At 67.2% G+C, this 16,274-nt stretch carries 13 protein-coding genes; 4 read left to right on the plus strand and 9 right to left on the minus strand.

Features of this window, described 5'->3' with window-relative positions:
• Positions 1–38: 38 nt before the first annotated feature.
• From AC1HIL_RS30195 to serA, 9 genes are all read right to left on the minus strand, one after another.
• The gene (locus AC1HIL_RS30195) at positions 39–1,487 is read right to left on the minus strand and encodes a high affinity choline transporter 1 (protein WP_261213993.1); all 1,449 of its coding nucleotides are present in this window, start codon (positions 1,485–1,487) and stop codon (positions 39–41) included.
• A 75-nt stretch (positions 1,488–1,562) separates the two neighbouring features.
• Positions 1,563–3,128 (minus strand): ubiquinone biosynthesis regulatory protein kinase UbiB, encoded by a 1,566-nt coding sequence (ubiB, locus tag AC1HIL_RS30200; RefSeq protein WP_479670721.1) that lies wholly within the window; start codon positions 3,126–3,128, stop codon positions 1,563–1,565.
• Positions 3,125–3,691 carry a hypothetical protein gene (locus AC1HIL_RS30205; protein WP_057592116.1) on the minus strand — a complete coding sequence of 189 codons (567 nt, stop codon included), beginning with the start codon at positions 3,689–3,691 and terminating at the stop codon, positions 3,125–3,127. The genes ubiB and AC1HIL_RS30205 overlap by 4 nt, the downstream gene beginning before the upstream one ends.
• Positions 3,692–3,742: 51 nt before the next feature.
• On the minus strand, positions 3,743–4,759 hold the full coding sequence (locus AC1HIL_RS30210) for a Tim44 domain-containing protein (protein ID WP_057592060.1): 1,017 nt from the start codon (positions 4,757–4,759) through the stop codon (positions 3,743–3,745).
• Between the two features lie 31 nt (positions 4,760–4,790).
• Positions 4,791–5,522: a bifunctional demethylmenaquinone methyltransferase/2-methoxy-6-polyprenyl-1,4-benzoquinol methylase UbiE gene (gene ubiE, locus AC1HIL_RS30215; protein ID WP_057592061.1), complete on the minus strand. Its 732-nt coding sequence runs from the start codon at positions 5,520–5,522 to the stop codon at positions 4,791–4,793.
• Between the two features lie 147 nt (positions 5,523–5,669).
• On the minus strand, positions 5,670–6,083 hold the full coding sequence (locus AC1HIL_RS30220) for a gamma-butyrobetaine hydroxylase family protein (protein ID WP_479670722.1): 414 nt from the start codon (positions 6,081–6,083) through the stop codon (positions 5,670–5,672).
• A gap of 10 nt (positions 6,084–6,093) precedes the next feature.
• Complete coding sequence (locus AC1HIL_RS30225; RefSeq protein WP_057592062.1) at positions 6,094–6,543, minus strand: HIT family protein; 450 nt, start codon at positions 6,541–6,543, stop codon at positions 6,094–6,096.
• Positions 6,540–10,418, minus strand: a complete 3,879-nt coding sequence (locus AC1HIL_RS30230; protein ID WP_261214000.1) for an FAD/FMN-binding oxidoreductase — start codon at positions 10,416–10,418, stop codon at positions 6,540–6,542. The genes AC1HIL_RS30225 and AC1HIL_RS30230 overlap by 4 nt, the downstream gene beginning before the upstream one ends.
• A 130-nt stretch (positions 10,419–10,548) precedes the next feature.
• A complete protein-coding gene (gene serA / locus AC1HIL_RS30235) occupies positions 10,549–11,781 on the minus strand; it encodes a phosphoglycerate dehydrogenase (protein ID WP_057592118.1) in 1,233 nt (410 codons plus the stop codon).
• Between the two features lie 231 nt (positions 11,782–12,012).
• Between serA and ugpB the strand changes: the two genes are divergently transcribed.
• The 4 genes from ugpB (at position 12,013) to ugpC (ending at position 16,273) form a co-directional block, all read left to right on the plus strand.
• Positions 12,013–13,326, plus strand: a complete 1,314-nt coding sequence (gene ugpB, locus AC1HIL_RS30240; protein WP_057592064.1) for a sn-glycerol-3-phosphate ABC transporter substrate-binding protein UgpB — start codon at positions 12,013–12,015, stop codon at positions 13,324–13,326.
• 128 nt (positions 13,327–13,454) lie between these two features.
• Positions 13,455–14,336 (plus strand): sn-glycerol-3-phosphate ABC transporter permease UgpA, encoded by an 882-nt coding sequence (gene ugpA / locus AC1HIL_RS30245; RefSeq protein WP_057592065.1) that lies wholly within the window; start codon positions 13,455–13,457, stop codon positions 14,334–14,336.
• Positions 14,337–14,399: 63 nt separating this feature from the next.
• Positions 14,400–15,248, plus strand: a complete 849-nt coding sequence (ugpE, locus tag AC1HIL_RS30250; RefSeq protein WP_057592066.1) for a sn-glycerol-3-phosphate ABC transporter permease UgpE — start codon at positions 14,400–14,402, stop codon at positions 15,246–15,248.
• A gap of 17 nt (positions 15,249–15,265) precedes the next feature.
• Entirely contained in the window at positions 15,266–16,273 is a 1,008-nt protein-coding gene (gene ugpC / locus AC1HIL_RS30255) for a sn-glycerol-3-phosphate ABC transporter ATP-binding protein UgpC (RefSeq protein WP_413762475.1), read from the plus strand.
• Position 16,274: the final 1 nt, after the last annotated feature.

The raw sequence follows: 16,274 nt of genomic DNA on the forward strand, positions 1-16,274 counted from the left end.
CGCCCGACGTCCCCGGGGGATTGCGCCCCGGGCCGGATTCAGGCCGTTTCGGTCGCCAGCGGGCGGTGCGGCGTGTGAGTGTTCACCACCCACTGCGGCGCCAGCGAGCCGAGCACCATGCCCGCGAACGAGGCCAGCACCCCCGCGAGCTGGGCCGGGAACACCGCGCCCCAGGGCATGGCCATGAACAGCAGCCAGGTGCCGATGCCGAACAGGATCGCGGCGATCGCTCCCTGGGTGGTGGCGCGCTTCCAGTAGAGGCCGAACACCAGCGGGACGAAGGCCCCGACCAGCGGCACCTGGTAGGCGCCCGAAACCAGTTCGTAGATCGGCGTGCCCTGCATGCGGATCGCGTAGGCCAGCACCGCGGCGCTGAACAGCAGCACCGTGATGCGCATCGTCATGAGGTTTTCGCGGTCGGTGCCCGAGGGCCGGAACTGGCGCCAGATGTTCTCGGTGAAGGTGACGCTGGGCGCCAGCAAGGTGGCCGAGGCGGTCGACTTGATGGCCGACAGCAGCGCACCGAAGAACAGCACCTGCATCACGAACGGCATCTTCTCGAGCACCAGCGTGGGCAGCACCTTCTGCGGATCCTCCTTGAGCAGCGTGGCGGTCTGCTCCGGCATGATCAGGAGCGCGCTGGCCACGAGGAACATCGGCACGAAGGCGAACAGGATGTACGCCAGGCCGCCGATCACCGGGCCACGGGTGGCGGCCTTGACGCTGTTGGCCGACATCACGCGCTGGAACACGTCCTGCTGCGGGATCGAGCCAAGCATCATGGTGATGGCGGCCGCGAAGAAGAAGACCATGTCGTGCCAGTTGGGCTCGGGCCAGAACTTGAACAGGTCCTTGCTGACCGCGAAGGCGACCACCTTGTCGGCGCCGCCGGCCATGTTGCCCGCGAACATCGCGATGATGGCCAGGCCGGCCACCAGGATGATCATCTGGATGAAGTCGGTGACCGCCACCGACCACATGCCGCCGAACAGCGTGTAGGCCAGGATCGAGACCACGCCGATCACCATGCCGGTCGACAGCCCGATGGCGCCGCCCGAGAGCACGTTGAACACCAGGCCCAGCGCCGTGACCTGCGCCGAGACCCAGCCCAGGTAGCTCAGCATGATGATCAGCGTGCAGGCCACCTCCACGCCGCGGCCGTAGCGCTCGCGGTAGTAGTCGCTGATGGTCAGCAAGGTCATGCGGTAGAGCTTGCCCGCGAAGAACAGGCCCACGAGGATCAGGCAGGTGCCGGCGCCGAACGGGTCCTCGACCACGCCGTTGAGGCCGCCCTCGATGAACTTGGCCGGGATGCCCAGCACCGTCTCGGAACCGAACCAGGTCGCGAAGGTGGTCGTGACGATCATGAAGAGCGGCAGGTGCCGTCCGGCGATCGCGAAGTCGGTGGTGTTCTTCACGCGCCGGGCCGCATACAGGCCGATGGCGATGGTGAGCAACAGATAGACGATGACCAGGGTCAGCAGCACGTCAGGTTCTCCTCTTTCCTCGTTCCAAGGCAGCACGCCTTTCTTTCAGGCCGTGGCGGCCAGCGCCCGCGCGGTTCAGAAAATCCGAACGCGCACCAGCAACTGCATGGCCAGCAGACCCAATACAAAACCTATGCCACCGTAGAGGATGGACTGGAGCAACCGGTTGGTGCGCTTCTGCGCGGCCAGCAGCTCCAGCAGCTCGCGCCGGTGGTCGGGCGGCCGATTCTCCAGGAAATCGTGCAAGAGGCGCGGCAATTCCGGCAACAGCTTGGCGTACCGCGGCGCCTCGTCCTTGAGCTGCTGGAACAGCTTCTTGGGGCCGATCTGGTCGACCATCCACTTCTCGAGGAAGGGCTTGGCCGTGTGCCAGAGGTCGAGTTCGGGGTCGAGCTGGCGGCCCAGCCCCTCGATGTTGAGCAGCGTCTTCTGCAGCAGCACCAGCTGCGGCTGGATCTCGACATGGAAGCGGCGCGAGGTCTGGAAGAGGCGCATCAAGACCATGCCGAGCGAGATCTCCTTGAGCGGCCGGTCGAAGTAGGGCTCGCAGACGGTGCGGATCGCGGCCTCGAGCTCGTCGATGCGCGTGCCCTCGGGCACCCAGCCGCTCTCGAGGTGCAGCTCGGCCACGCGCTTGTAGTCGCGCCGGAAGAAGGCCACGAAGTTCTGCGCCAGGTACTCCTTGTCGGACTCGGTGAGCGTGCCGATGATCCCGAAGTCCAGCGAGATGTAGCGCCCGAAGGTCTGGGGCTCGAGGCTGACCTGGATGTTGCCCGGGTGCATGTCGGCATGGAAGAAGCCGTCGCGGAACACCTGGGTGAAGAAGATGGTGACGCCGTCGCGCGCGAGCTTCGGGATGTCGACACCGGCGGCGCGCAGCCGCTCGAGCTGCGCGATCGGCACGCCCTTCATGCGTTCCATCACGATCACCTCGGGATGGCAGAAGTCCCAGAACATCTCGGGGATCAGCACCAGGTCGAGCGAGGCCATGTTGCGGCGCAGCTGCGCGGCATTGGCGGCCTCGCGCACCAGGTCGAGCTCGTCGTGCAGGTACTTGTCGAACTCGGCCACCACCTCGCGCGGCTTGAGCCGCTTGCCGTCGGGCGAGAGCTTCTCGACCCAGCCGGCCATCATGGCCATCAGGCCCAGGTCCTTCTCGATCACGCCGCGCATGTTGGGGCGCAGCACCTTGACCGCCACCTCGCGCAGCTGGCCGTCGCCGGTGCGGATGGTCGCGAAGTGCACCTGCGCGATCGAGGCGCTCGCGATCGGCGTTTCGTCGAACTGCACGAACACGTCGCCGACGGGCCGGCGGAACGCGCGCTCGATGGTCGCCACCGCCACTGCCGAGGGGAACGGCGGCACGCGGTCCTGCAGGAAGGTCAGTTCGTCGGCGATGTCGGGCGGCAGCAGGTCGCGCCGCGTGGAGAGCACCTGGCCGAACTTGACGAAGATCGGGCCCAGCCGCTCGAGCGCCTCGCGCAGGCGCTGGCCGCGCGGTGCATCGAGCCGGCGGCCGAAGGAGACGATGCGCGCGACCACGCGCAGCCAGGGCTTCTGGAAGCTCGTGAGCACGAGCTCGTCGAGGCCGTAGCGCAGCGCGACCCAGACGATGAAGAGGCTGCGGTAGAAGCGGCTCATTCGGCGGTGCCCGCCGAACCGATACCGGATCTGCCGGCCGCCGCGCGGTTGCCCACGAACTGGCGCAACGCGCCCACCACGCGCCGCACCGCATTGCCGATGGCATGCGCGGGCACGTCGCCGATCACGCGCGCGAGGTCGTCCTCGACGTCCCAGCGCACGTGGTCGACCAGCCAGTTGACCTCGGCCGCGAGCTGCACGTCGCCCACGATCTGCACCGAGGGCTTGTCGCCGCGCAGCGTGGCGCGCGCGATCTCGAAGGGGTTGTCATCGGTGACCGACAGCGTGAGCTCTGGCACCGAGCCCGGCGGTGCCAGGTCGAGCAGGCCGGCGGGCGTGGCCACCAGTTCCATCGTGACGAAGCGCCACTGGAAGCGTACCACGCGGCCCTGCTGGCGCACCAGCCGCTGCTGGGCCTCGGGCTCCTGCTGCAGCACGTGGTTGAGGAACAGCACGGCGCGGTGCTGGATCTCGTGCACGGCCCAGGGCGGGGGCTGCAGGCGCTCGCCGACACGATTGAACAGATCGCCGAGCAAAGAAAAAGGGGACGATGGTGTGGCCATGGTCCCCATTATCCTTTCTGCAGGCGGCCGGGCCGCCCTCGAAGCCGCTGCTTATTGCAGGGCTTGCACGCCGGCCACGAGCCAGCCGTTGCCGCCGGTGGTCGGGCGCGTCATGTTCCAGACTTCGCGGAACGGGCCCGGGCCCGCCGAGGCGTCTTCGCGGATCATGCCGGAGAACTCCACGCTGGCCATGTAGGCATCGGCCAGTTCCTCGATGCCGAGCAGCTTGGCGTCGAGCATCACGACCTCGGTCTTGTTCGACGCGCCACCGGTGTGGCTGGCGCGGTCGGCGAGCTGGCTGCGGATCTCCGCGATCATCTCGTCGGTCATCATCGAACGCAGCATGGTGATGTCGGCGCGGTCCCAGGCGTCCTGCAGCGTCACGAAGTTGCGCTTGGCCGCGGCCAGGAAACCGTCGACGTCGAAGCCGGCCGGAATGCCCCAGCTCTGCGAACCCGCGAGGGCCGAGCCGATCATGCTGCCGCCACCGGCCGCGGCACCCGCGGACGAGAGGCTGCTGCCGTGCGAGGTCGCGGCGGGCGTGGCATCGAAGTTCGTCGTGTTGCGCTCCCACGGACGGGCCGAGGCATCGTTGCCGACGTTGTTCGGGCTGTACTGCGCCGGCGCCGCCGGGTTGCCCGGACCGCCCGCGCCCTGGAAGGCGAAGCCGCCCTGGCGTGCACCGGCGGGCTGCGAGCGCGACTTGATCATGCGCCACACGAACACCGCGGCCAGCACCAGCAGGCCGATCAGCAGGATGTTGGCGAAGCCCGCGCCCAGGCCCAGCGAGTTCGCGAGCCAGGCGAGGCCCAGGCCCGCGGCCAGGCCGCCGAGCATGGCGCCCCACGGACGCTTCGGAGCCGCGGCGGCGGGCGCCGGCGTGCCGGGCTTCGGCGCCGCGTTGGCGGCGTTCTGTTGCGCGGGCGCGGCCGGCGGCGTGGCCTGGCGTTGCGTCACGTTCGAGGATTGGCGGCCGACCGACTTGCCACCGCCCATGCGTGCGGCGTCGGCCTGGATGCTGACGAGCGCCAGTGCGCCGGCCAGAAGCAAAGTACCCAAACTCTTCATAACGTCTCCTCTCGAACGAAATCTCGTCTGATCAACACTTGATTCCAACATGGAGGGCGACCACGCCACCCGTCATGTTGTGATAGTCCACATGCCCGAAACCGCCCTCTTTCATGAGGGACTTGAGCTCGTCCTGGCCCGGATGCATGCGGATCGATTCGGCCAGGTAGCGGTAGCTCGCGTCGTCGCCCGCCACCACCTTGCCCAGGCGCGGCAGCACGTTGAAGGAGTACCAGTCGTAGACCTTCTCGAGCGGCTTCGCGACCTTCGAGAACTCGAGCACCAGCAGCTTGCCGCGCGGCTTGAGCACGCGGTTCATCTCCTTGAGCGCGACGTCCTTGTGCGTCATGTTGCGCAGGCCGAAGGCGACGGTGACGACGTCGAAGTGGTCGTCGGGGAAGGGCAGCTTCTCGGCGTCGCAGACCGTGGTGGGCAGCACCACGCCGGCGTCGAGCAGGCGGTCGCGGCCGGTGCGCAGCATGGCCTCGTTGATGTCGGTGTGGACCACCTGGCCGCTGGCGCCGACCTTCTTCGCGAAGGCCAGTGCGAGGTCGCCGGTGCCGCCCGCGATGTCGAGCACGCGCGAGCCTTCGCCGACGTTCGCGACCATGACGGTGTAGGCCTTCCATGCGCGGTGAAGCCCCATGGACATGAGGTCGTTCATCAGGTCGTAGCGCGTGGCGACCGAGTCGAACACGCCGCGCACGCGGCCGGCCTTCTCGCTCTCGTCGACTTTCTCGAAGCCGAAATGGGTGGTGGTCATGCGACCGATGTTAGGCCGTTCGTCCTCGCATCAAGACGACGACCCCGCTGTACCGGCGGTCATTTGTTGCTTTTTCTGCAAACGCAGAGGTCTTGTAACGCCCGTCACGTCTACCGACGAAGCTATGCTTTCAATAGCAAACGCCGGTCAATGGCTGCCGCAGGCGTGGCCGCCCTTCGCGGCCATCGGTGCATCGCGATCGACGCCCGCTTCGGCCAGCTTCCGCTCGTAGGCGGCCCAGAGTTCGGCCTCTTGCGAGCCCAGCTGATACAGCAGGTCCCACGAGTAGATGCCGGTGTCGTGCCCGTCGCTGAAGGTGGGCTGCACCGCGTAGTTGCCCACCGGCTCGAGCGCGACCAGCTCGACCTCGCGCTTGCCGGTCTGCAGCGTCTCCTGGCCCGGGCCATGGCCCTGCACCTCGGCCGAGGGCGAATGGATGCGCATCAGCTCGAACGGAATGCGGAAGGTGGCGCCATCGGAGAAGCCCACCTCGAGCACGCGCGAGCGGCCGTGAACGGTGATCGATTGCGGCGTCGGTGCGCCCTGTTTCAAGCCTGCCATCGCGAACTCCTCAGATGCCTCGACCATCCATGCGGCCGAGGCGCTCGATCATCGCAGCCTCCGCGGCCGGCAGGCTCGCCGCGACTTGCGCTTCGCGCTCAGCATCGCGTTCGCGCTGCGCGCCGGCCCACACCGAGCCCGGGAAATGGCTGTCGTCCGCGAAGCGCGCGATCACGTGCCAATGCAGGTGCGCCACCATGTTGCCGAGCGCGGCCAGGTTGATCTTCGCCGGCCGCAGGTGCTCGCGCAGGCACTGCTCGACCACCGTCACGGCCTCCATGCACCGCACGCGGTCGGCCGCATCGAGGTCGGAGAACTCGGGCGCATGCGCGGCCCACACGACGCGGTAGAAGGCCGGGAAGCCCGCCTCCTGCGCATGGATCACGCGCAGCTTCGCGCCCTCGAACACGAGGCGCCCGCCGGGCCCCTCGCACAGCACGCAGCCCGGCGCCGCGCTCACACCAGCACCCGTTCGATGCCACCCTGGTTCGCGGCCGCCACGTACTCGGGCATCCAGTCGGCGCCGAGGATCTTGTTGGCCATCTCGACCACGATGTAGTCGGCCTCGAGCAGGCCGTTGTTCAGGTCGCTGCCGTAGCGCGACAGGCCCTGCAGGCAGCTCGGGCAGCTGGTGAGGATCTTCACGTTCTCGCCGGCGCCGATCTTGCCGCCGTCGCGCAGCGCGGCCTCGCCCTTCTTCAGCTCCTCTTCCTTGCGGAAGCGGATCTGCGTCGAGATGTCGGGCCGCGACACGCCCAGCGTGCCCGACTCGCCGCAGCAGCGGTCATTCTTGAGCACGTTGTCGCCGACCAGCGCCTTTACCGTTTTCATCGGGTCCTGCTGCTTCATCGGCGTGTGGCAGGGGTCGTGGTAGAGGTAGCCGGCACCGCCGGCGTCGCCCAGCGTGATGCCCTTCTCGAGCAGGTACTCGTGGATGTCGATGATCCGGCAGCCCGGGAAGATCTTGTCGAACTGGTAGCCCTGCAGCTGGTCGTAGCAGGTGCCGCAACTCACCACCACCGTCTTGATGTCGAGGTAGTTGAGCGTGTTCGCCACCCGGTGGAACAGCACGCGGTTGTCCGTGATCATCTTCTCGGCCTTGTCGAACTGGCCGCTGCCGCGCTGCGGATAGCCGCAGCACAGGTAGCCCGGCGGCAGCACCGTCTGCACGCCCGCATGCCAGAGCATGGCCTGCGTCGCGAGCCCGACCTGCGAGAACAGCCGCTCCGAGCCGCAGCCCGGGAAATAGAACACCGCCTCGGTCTCCGAGGTCGTGGCCTTGGGGTTGCGGATGATCGGCACGTAGTCGGCGTCCTCGATGTCGAGCAGCGCGCGCGCCGTCTTCTTCGGCAGGTTGCCCGGCATCTTCTTGTTGATGAAGTGGATCACCTGCTCCTTGACCGGCGCCGGCCCGAGCGAGGCCGGCGGCGCCGCCGTCTGCTTCTTCGCGAGGCCGCGCAGCAGGTCGTTGGCCATGCGCTGCGCCTTGAAGCCGATGCCCACCATGCCCGCGCGCACCGTCTTGATGGTCTGCGGATTGGTCGCGTTGAGGAAGAACATCGCGGCCGCGTTGCCGGGACGGAAGCTCTTCTGCCCCATCTTGCGCAGCAGGTTGCGCATGTTCATCGACACGTCGCCGAAGTCGATCTTCACCGGGCAGGGCGTGAGGCACTTGTGGCACACCGTGCAGTGGTCGGCCACGTCCTCGAACTCCTCCCAGTGCTTGATGCTCACGCCGCGCCGGGTCTGCTCCTCGTAGAGGAAGGCCTCGACCAGGAGCGAAGTCGCGAGGATCTTGTTGCGCGGGCTGTAGAGCAGGTTGGCGCGCGGCACGTGGGTGGCGCACACCGGCTTGCACTTGCCGCAGCGCAGGCAGTCCTTGACGCTGTCGGCGATGGCGCCGATGTCGCTCTGCTGCATGATGATCGACTCGTGCCCCATCAGGCCGAAGCTCGGCGTGTAGGCATTGGTCAGGTCGGCATGCAGCGACTGCGCGCCGGCACCCGGCTCGCGCAGCAGCTTGCCCTTGTTGAAGCGGCCCTCGGGGTCGACGCGCTGCTTGTACTCGGCGAAGGGACGCAGCTCGTCGTCCGACAGGAACTCGAGCTTGGTGATGCCGATGCCGTGCTCGCCCGAGATCACGCCGTCGAGCCGGCGCGCCAGCTTCATGATGCGCGCGACCGCCTCGTGCGCGGTCTGCAGCATCTCGTAGTTGTCGCTGTTGACCGGGATGTTGGTGTGCACGTTGCCGTCGCCCGCATGCATGTGCAGCGCGACCCACACGCGTCCCTTGAGCACGCGCTTGTGGATCGCCGTGCACTCGGCCAGGATCGGCGCGAAGGCGGCGCCCGCGAAGATGGCCGACAGCGGCTGGCGCAGCTGGGTCTTCCAGCTCGCGCGCAGCGAATGGTCCTGCAGCTGCGGGAACAGCGCATCGACCTCGTCGAGCCAGCCGGCCCACAGCGCGCGCACCTCCTGCAGCAGCGCCACGGCCTGCGCCACGCGGTCCTCGAGCAGCTCGGCCGAGGGGATCTCGTTGGCATCGTCGGTCTTGCCCAGCGGCAGGTTGCCGTGCACGAAGAACTTCTCGAGCTCGTCGACCAGCGCGAGCTTGTTGCGCAGCGAGAGCTCGATGTTGATGCGCTCGATGCCGTCGCTGTACTCGGCCATGCGCGGCAGCGGGATCACCACGTCCTCGTTGATCTTGAAGGCGTTGGTGTGGCGGCTGATCGCGGCGGTGCGCTTGCGGTCGAGCCAGAACTTCTTGCGCGCCTCGGGGCTGATGGCGATGAAGCCCTCGCCGCTGCGCGAGTTGGCGATGCGCACCACCTCGGAGGTGACGCGCGCCACCGCGTCGGCGTCGTCGCCCGCGATGTCGCCGAACAGCACCATCTTCGGCAGGCCGCCGTGCTTCTTCGACTTGGTGGCGTAGCCCACGGCCTTCAGATAGCGGTCGTCGAGGTGCTCGAGGCCGGCCAGCAGCACGCCCGAGCGCTTCTGCTCGGCGAACATGAAGTCCTTGATCTCGACGATGCTGGGCACCGCGTCCTTGGCGTTGCCGAAGAACTCGAGGCAGACGGTGCGCGTGTGCGCCGGCATGCGGTGCACCACCCAGCGGCAGCTCGTGATCAGGCCGTCGCAGCCTTCCTTCTGGATGCCCGGCAGGCCCGAGAGGAACTTGTCGGTCACGTCCTTGCCGAGGCCTTCCTTGCGGAAGGTGCGGCCCGGGATGTCGAGGCGCTCGGTGCGCAGCGGCGTCTTGCCGTCGGCCGCGAAGTACTGGAGCTCGAACAGCGCACTCTCGGCGTCGTGGATCTTGCCGAGGTTGTGGCCGATGCGCGTGACCTCGAGCCATTCGGCCTGCGGCGTGACCATGCGCCACGAGGCCAGGTTGTCGAGCGCGGTGCCCCACAGCACGGCCTTCTTGCCGCCCGCGTTCATCGCGACGTTGCCGCCGACGCACGAGGCCTCGGCCGAGGTCGGGTCGACCGCGAACACGTAGCCCGAGCGCTCGGCCGCGTCGGCCACGCGCTGCGTGACCACGCCGGCCTCGGTCCAGATGGTGGGCACGGGGGCCTCGAGGCCCGGCAGCGCGACCAGCTCGACCTCGGTCATGGCCTCGAGCTTCTCGGTGTTGATGACCACGCTGTTCCAGGTCAGCGGGATCGCGCCGCCGGTGTAGCCGGTGCCGCCGCCGCGCGGAATGATGGTCAGGCCCAGCTCGATGCAGCCCTTGACCAGCAGCGCCATCTCGGCCTCGGTGTCGGGGCACAGCACGACGAAGGGGTACTCCACGCGCCAGTCGGTGGCATCGGTGACGTGGGCCACGCGCGAGAGGCCGTCGAACTTGATGTTGTCCTTGGCCGTGAGCCGGCCCAGCACGCGCGTGGCCTTGCGGCGCAGCGCGGCGACGTCGCGGAACAGGGTGTCGAAGGCCTGCACGGCCTCGCCGACGCGGGCCGTGAGCTCGCCCACGAGCTGGTCGCGCGGCAGGTCGCTGTCGGGCGTGCGGCGCTTCTGCACCTCGGCCAGGCGATGCCGCAGCGCATCGACCAGCAGGCCGCGGCGGCGCGGGTTGTCGAGCAGGTCGTCGATCAGGTAGGGGTTGCGCTGCACGACCCAGATGTCGCCGAGCACCTCGTAGAGCATGCGCGCCGATCGGCCGGTGCGGCGCTCGGCGCGCAGCGTCTGGAGCAATTCCCAGGCGCGCTCGCCCAGCAGGCGGATCACGATCTCGCGATCGGAGAAGCTGGTGTAGTTGTAGGGGATCTCACGCAGTCGTGCGGGCTCTGCGGCCTGCGACAGCAGCGCGTTCAACGCGGTCGGAGCATTCATCGGGGTGGGGCCTCGGCCGGGCGCCACGCGTCCATAGCCGGGGTGAGGATTTTAGGTCAGGGGACCGCTCCCTGCCTTGGCGCCCGGTATTGCGCCCTCCCCCCGCCGGGGGAGGGAGAAAGTCAGAACATCAGAACAGCACGCGGCTGCGGATCGTGCCCTGCACCTTCGCGAGCTTCTCGAGCGCGAGGTCCGAGGAGGCGGCGTCGATGTCCATCACCACGTAGCCGATCTTCTCGTTGGTCTGCAGGAACTGCGAGGAGATGTTGATGTTGTTGTCCGAGAAGATCTTGTTGATCTCCGACAGCACGCCCGGCACGTTGCGGTGCACGTGCAGCAGACGGTGCTTGCCCGGATGCGCGGGCAGCGCCACCTCGGGGAAGTTGACCGACGAGGTCGAGGTGCCGTTGTCGCTGTACTTGACCAGCTTCTCGGCCACCTCGAGGCCGATGTTGGCCTGCGCCTCCATCGTCGAGCCGCCGATGTGGGGCGTGAGGATCACGTTGTCGAGTCCGCGCAGCGGCGACTGGAACTCGTCCTTGTTGCTGCGCGGCTCGACCGGGAACACGTCGATGGCGGCGCCCAGCAGCTTCTTCTCCTTCAGCGCGCCGGCCAGCGCGTCGATCTCGACCACGGTGCCGCGCGAGGCGTTGATGAGGATCGAGCCGGCCTTCATGGCCGCGATCTCGGCCGCGCCGATCATCCATTGCGTGGCCTGCGTCTCGGGCACGTGCAGGGTCACGATGTCGCTCTGCGCCAGCAACTGGTGCAGGTCGCGCACCTGGCGCGCATTGCCCAGCGGCAGCTTGGTGACCACGTCGTAGAAGGCCACGTGCATGCCCAGCGCCTCGGCCAGCACCGACAGCTGTGCGCCGATCGAGCCGTAGCCCACGATGCCCAGCGTCTTGCCGCGGATCTCGAAGGCGTTCTCGGCCGACTTGAGCCAGCCGCCGCGGTGCGCCACCGCGCTCTTCTCGGGCACGCCGCGCAAGAGCAGGATCGCCTCGGCCAGCACCAGCTCGGCCACCGAGCGGGTGTTGGAGTAAGGCGCGTTGAAGATCGCCACGCCGTGCTCGCGCGCGGCCTCGAGGTCGACCTGGTTGGTGCCGATGCAGAAGCAGCCGGCGGCCACCAGCTTGTGGGCGGCCGCGAACACCTCGGCCGTCAGCTGGGTGCGCGAGCGGATGCCGAGGAAGTGCACGTCGGCGATCTTGGCCTTGAGCTGCTCGTCGGGCAGCGCGCCCGGCAGCGACTCGACGTTGGTGTAGCCCGCCGCATGGAGCACCTCCACGGCCGAGGGGTGGATACCCTCGAGCAGAAGAAACTTGATCTTGCTTTTGTCGAGGGAGGTCTTGCTGCTCATGCTGCTGCTCGCGGTAGCCCCGGCCATGGCAACAGGCTAGGCCGAAAAAGGGAGGGCGATGCTAGCATGGTGCAGCGCAGCAAGCAGGGGCCCGGCGCGCGAGCGCCCTGTCGTCCAAGGGGGTTTACCCGGGTTTCTCGACGTGTGCACTCCGTGCGACAAAGCCGCAGAACCGTCACGTATGTAACCTAACATCGCCGGTTTTACTTACTTTTCCCTACAGGAGTCTTAATGCGCTTCAAGACGCTCGCCATCGCCTCTACGCTGGCTGCCGCTCTGGCCGTGCCAGCCCTTGCCCAGGCCCAGACCGAGATCCAGTGGTGGCACTCGATGGACGGCGCCCTCAACGACTGGGTCAACGACCTCGCCAAGCAGTTCAACGAGAGCCAGAAGGACTACAAGGTCGTGCCCACCTACAAGGGCGAATACGACCAGTCGATGGCGGCCGGCATCGCGGCCTACCGCTCGGGCAACGCGCCCGACATCCTGCAGGTGTTCGAAGTGGGCACCGCCACCATGATGTATTCCAAGGGCGCGATCAAGCCCGTGGCGGACGTCATGAAGGAAGGCGGCCAGAAGTTCGACCCCAAGGCCTACATCCCCGCGGTGGCCGGCTACTACACCGCCCCCAACGGCCAGATGCTGTCGTTCCCGTTCAACAGTTCGACGACGGTGTTCTATTACAACAAGGACGCCTTCAAGAACGCCGGCCTCGACCCCGAGAAGGCCCCCGCCACCTGGCCCGAAGTGGTCTCGGCGGCCGCCAAGCTCAAGGCCAGCGGCAGCCAGTGCCCGTTCACCACCTCGTGGATGAGCTGGGCCCAGCTCGAGAGCTTCTCGGCCTGGCACAACACCTCGTACGCCTCGAAGAACAACGGCTTCGGCGGCCTCGACGCCCGCCTGGAATTCAACTCGCCGCTGCACGTGCGCCACTTCGAGAACCTGTCGAACATGTCCAAGCAGGGCCTGTTCGTCTACAAGGGCCGCGCCAGCAAGCCGATCACCTCGTTCACCTCGGGTGAATGCGCGATGTTCATCGGCTCGTCGGGCAGCTATGCCAGCGTGAAGCGCGACGCCAAGTTCAAGTTCGCCGAATCGGCGCTGCCCTACTACCCGGACGTGCAGGGCGCGCCGCAGAACACGATCGTCGGTGGCGCCAGCCTGTGGGTGATGTCGGGCAAGCCGGCCGCCAACTACAAGGGCGTGGCCGCGTTCTTCAGCTTCCTGTCGAGCCCCAAGGTGCAGTCGGAAAGCCACATGCGCACCGGCTACCTGCCGATCACCACGGCCGCCTACGAGCTGACCGAGAAGGCCGGCTTCTACAAGGAAAACCCGGGCACCGACGTCGCGGTGAACCAGATGATCAAGAAGACCACCGACAAGTCGCGTGGCGTGCGCCTGGGCAACCTGCCCCAGATCCGCGCCATCGAGGACGAGGAAACCGAGCTGATCTGGACCGGCAAGAAGACCCCGAAGGAAGCGCTGGACAGCGCCGTGAAGCGCGGAAACGAACTTTTGGTGAAATTCCAGGCCGCAAACAAGTAAGCTCCGCACCCGGATCGGCGCGAACGAATGTTCGTTTCGGTTCGTTTGACCCGCAACAAGCCAGGCTGACCCGTGCAGTCCTGGCTGTTTGCTTATTTAGTGTGTCCGTGACCTGAACGCCCTGCCCCATGGAAAAACGCGTCATCTTTCGTTCGAACTGGCTGCCCTGGGCATTGCTGGCGCCGCAGCTGATCGTCGTCGGCGTCTTCTTCTTCTGGCCCGCCGGCCAGGCGCTGGTGCAGTCGCTGCAGCAGCAGGACGCCTTCGGCAACTCGATCACCTGGGTGGGGCTGGACAACTTCGAGGCGCTGTGGAACGACAGCACCTACATGGCCTCGTTCCACACAACCATCGTCTTCTCGGTGCTGGTGACGGTCCTGGGCCTGAGCATCGCCCTGGTGCTGGCGGTGTTCGCCGACCGCGTGGTGCGCGGCACGCGCTTCTACCGCAGCGTGCTGATCCTGCCGTACGCGGTCGCCCCCGTCGTGACCGGCCTGCTGTGGTCGTTCATGTTTTCCTCCTCGATCGGCATCGTGGCCTACTGGCTCAAGAAGATCGGGTTCAACTGGAACCACCTGCTCAACGGCGACCACGCCATGGCGCTGGTCGTGATGGCCTCGGTCTGGAAGCAGATCTCCTACAACTTCCTGTTCTTCCTCGCGGGCCTGCAGTCGATCCCGAAGTCGCTGATCGAGGCCGCCGCCATGGACGGCGCGCGCCCGATGCGCCGCTTCTGGACCATCCAGTTCCCGCTGCTGACGCCCACCACCTTCTTCCTGCTGGTGATCAACATGGTGTACGCCTTCTTCGACACCTTCGCGATCATCGACGCCACCACCCAGGGCGGCCCCGGCAAGGACACCGCCACGCTGGTCTACCGCGTGTACTTCGACGGCTTCCGCGGCATGGACTTCGGCGGCGCCGCGGCCCAGTCGGTGGTGCTGATGGTGATCGTCATCGCGCTGACGGTGGTGCAGTTCCGCTACGTCGAGAAGAAGGTCCAGTACTGATGACCGCCCCCATGCATCCCCTCTTCCCCGCGCGCCGCGCGGCCAACGCCACGGAGGCCCGCCATGGTTGAGCGCCGTCCCTCCCTGGGCATCCTCGCGCACGTGATCATGATCATCGGCGTGCTGCTGGTGATGTTCCCGATCTACCTGGCCTTCATCGCCTCGACCCACACGCCGCAGGAGATCATGCAGGCGCCGATGCCGATCCTGCCCGGCAGCAACTTCTGGGAAACCTACAAGGCGGCGCTGACCGGCGGCGGGCGCACCAGCGCCAACGTGTCGGTGGCACGGATGATCTGGGTGAGCACGGTCATCACGCTCGTCATCACTTTCGGCAAGATCAGCATCTCGCTGCTGTCGGCCTTCGCGGTGGTGTATTTCCGCTTTCCGCTGCGCGGCCTGTGCTTCTGGCTGATCTTCATCACGCTGATGCTGCCGGTCGAGGTGCGCATCGGCCCGACCTACCAGGTCGTGGCCAGCCTCGGCATGATCAACAGCTTCGCCGGCCTCTCGATACCGTTGATCGCGTCGGCGACCGCCACCTTCCTGTTCCGGCAGTTCTTCCTGACGGTGCCCGACGAGCTGGTCGAGGCCGCGCGCGTCGACGGCGCCGGGCCGATGCGCTTCTTCAAGGACATCCTGCTGCCGCTGTCGAAGACCAGCATCGCGGCGCTGTTCGTGATCCAGTTCATCTACGGCTGGAACCAGTACCTGTGGCCGCTGATCGCCGCCACCAGCGAGGACATGTACCCGATCGTCGTCGGCATCAAGGCCATGATCGGCAACGGCGAGTCGCCGGTGGACTGGAACGTGGTGATGGCCACGGCCGTGCTGGCCATGCTGCCGCCCGCGGTGGTGGTGGTGCTGATGCAGAAGTGGTTCGTCAAGGGCCTGGTCGATACCGACAAATAAAACGCTGAACTGAAAACATGGCTGCCATTTCCCTACGCAACGTCATCAAGCGCTACGGCCACGGGCCCAAGGCCAACCAGGTCATCCACGGCGTGAGCGCCGAGATCGCCGACCACGAGTTCGTCGTCATCGTCGGCCCGTCGGGCTGCGGCAAGTCCACGCTGCTGCGCATGGTGGCGGGCCTGGAGGAGATCTCCGCCGGCGAGATCGCCATCGGCAACAAGGTGGTGAACCAGCTCGAGCCCTCCGAGCGCGACATCGCGATGGTGTTCCAGAACTACGCGCTCTATCCGCACATGACGGTGTTCGCGAACATGGCCTACGGCCTGAAGATCGCGAAGGTGCCGACGGCCGAGATCAAGGTCCGCGTGGACAAGGCCGCGAAGATCCTCGAACTGGGCCACCTGCTCGAGCGCAAGCCGCGCGAGCTCTCGGGCGGCCAGCGCCAGCGCGTGGCCATGGGCCGCGCCATCGTGCGCCAGCCGCAGGTGTTCCTGTTCGACGAGCCGCTGTCGAACCTCGACGCCAAGCTGCGCGCGCAGACCCGCCTCGAGATCCAGAAGCTGCACCGCGAGCTCGGCATCACCTCGCTGTTCGTCACCCACGACCAGGTCGAGGCCATGACGCTGGCGCAGCGCATCATCGTGATGAACGGCGGCGTGATGGACCAGTTCGCGACGCCCGAGGAGGTCTATTCGCGCCCCGCCACCACCTTCGTCGCGAGCTTCATCGGCTCGCCGCCGATGAACCTGCTGCGCCACGCGCCAGGCGTGCGTCCGGGCCAGATCCTGGGCATCCGCCCGGAGCACATGGCGCTCGACGAGAACGGCTGGTCGGTGCAGGTGGAGCAGGTCGAGCTGCTGGGCGCCGAGCGCCTGGTCTACGGCCGCATCGGCGACGAGCAGATCATCATGCGCACCGACGAGGCCGACCGGCCGCCGATGGCGGGCGACACGGTGAAGATCGCCGCGCGCGAGGACAAGCTGCACTGGTTCGACGCCGGCTCCGGCAAACGCGCGGAATGAG

The sequence above is a fragment of the Variovorax sp. ISS6 genome, assembly GCF_056523145.1.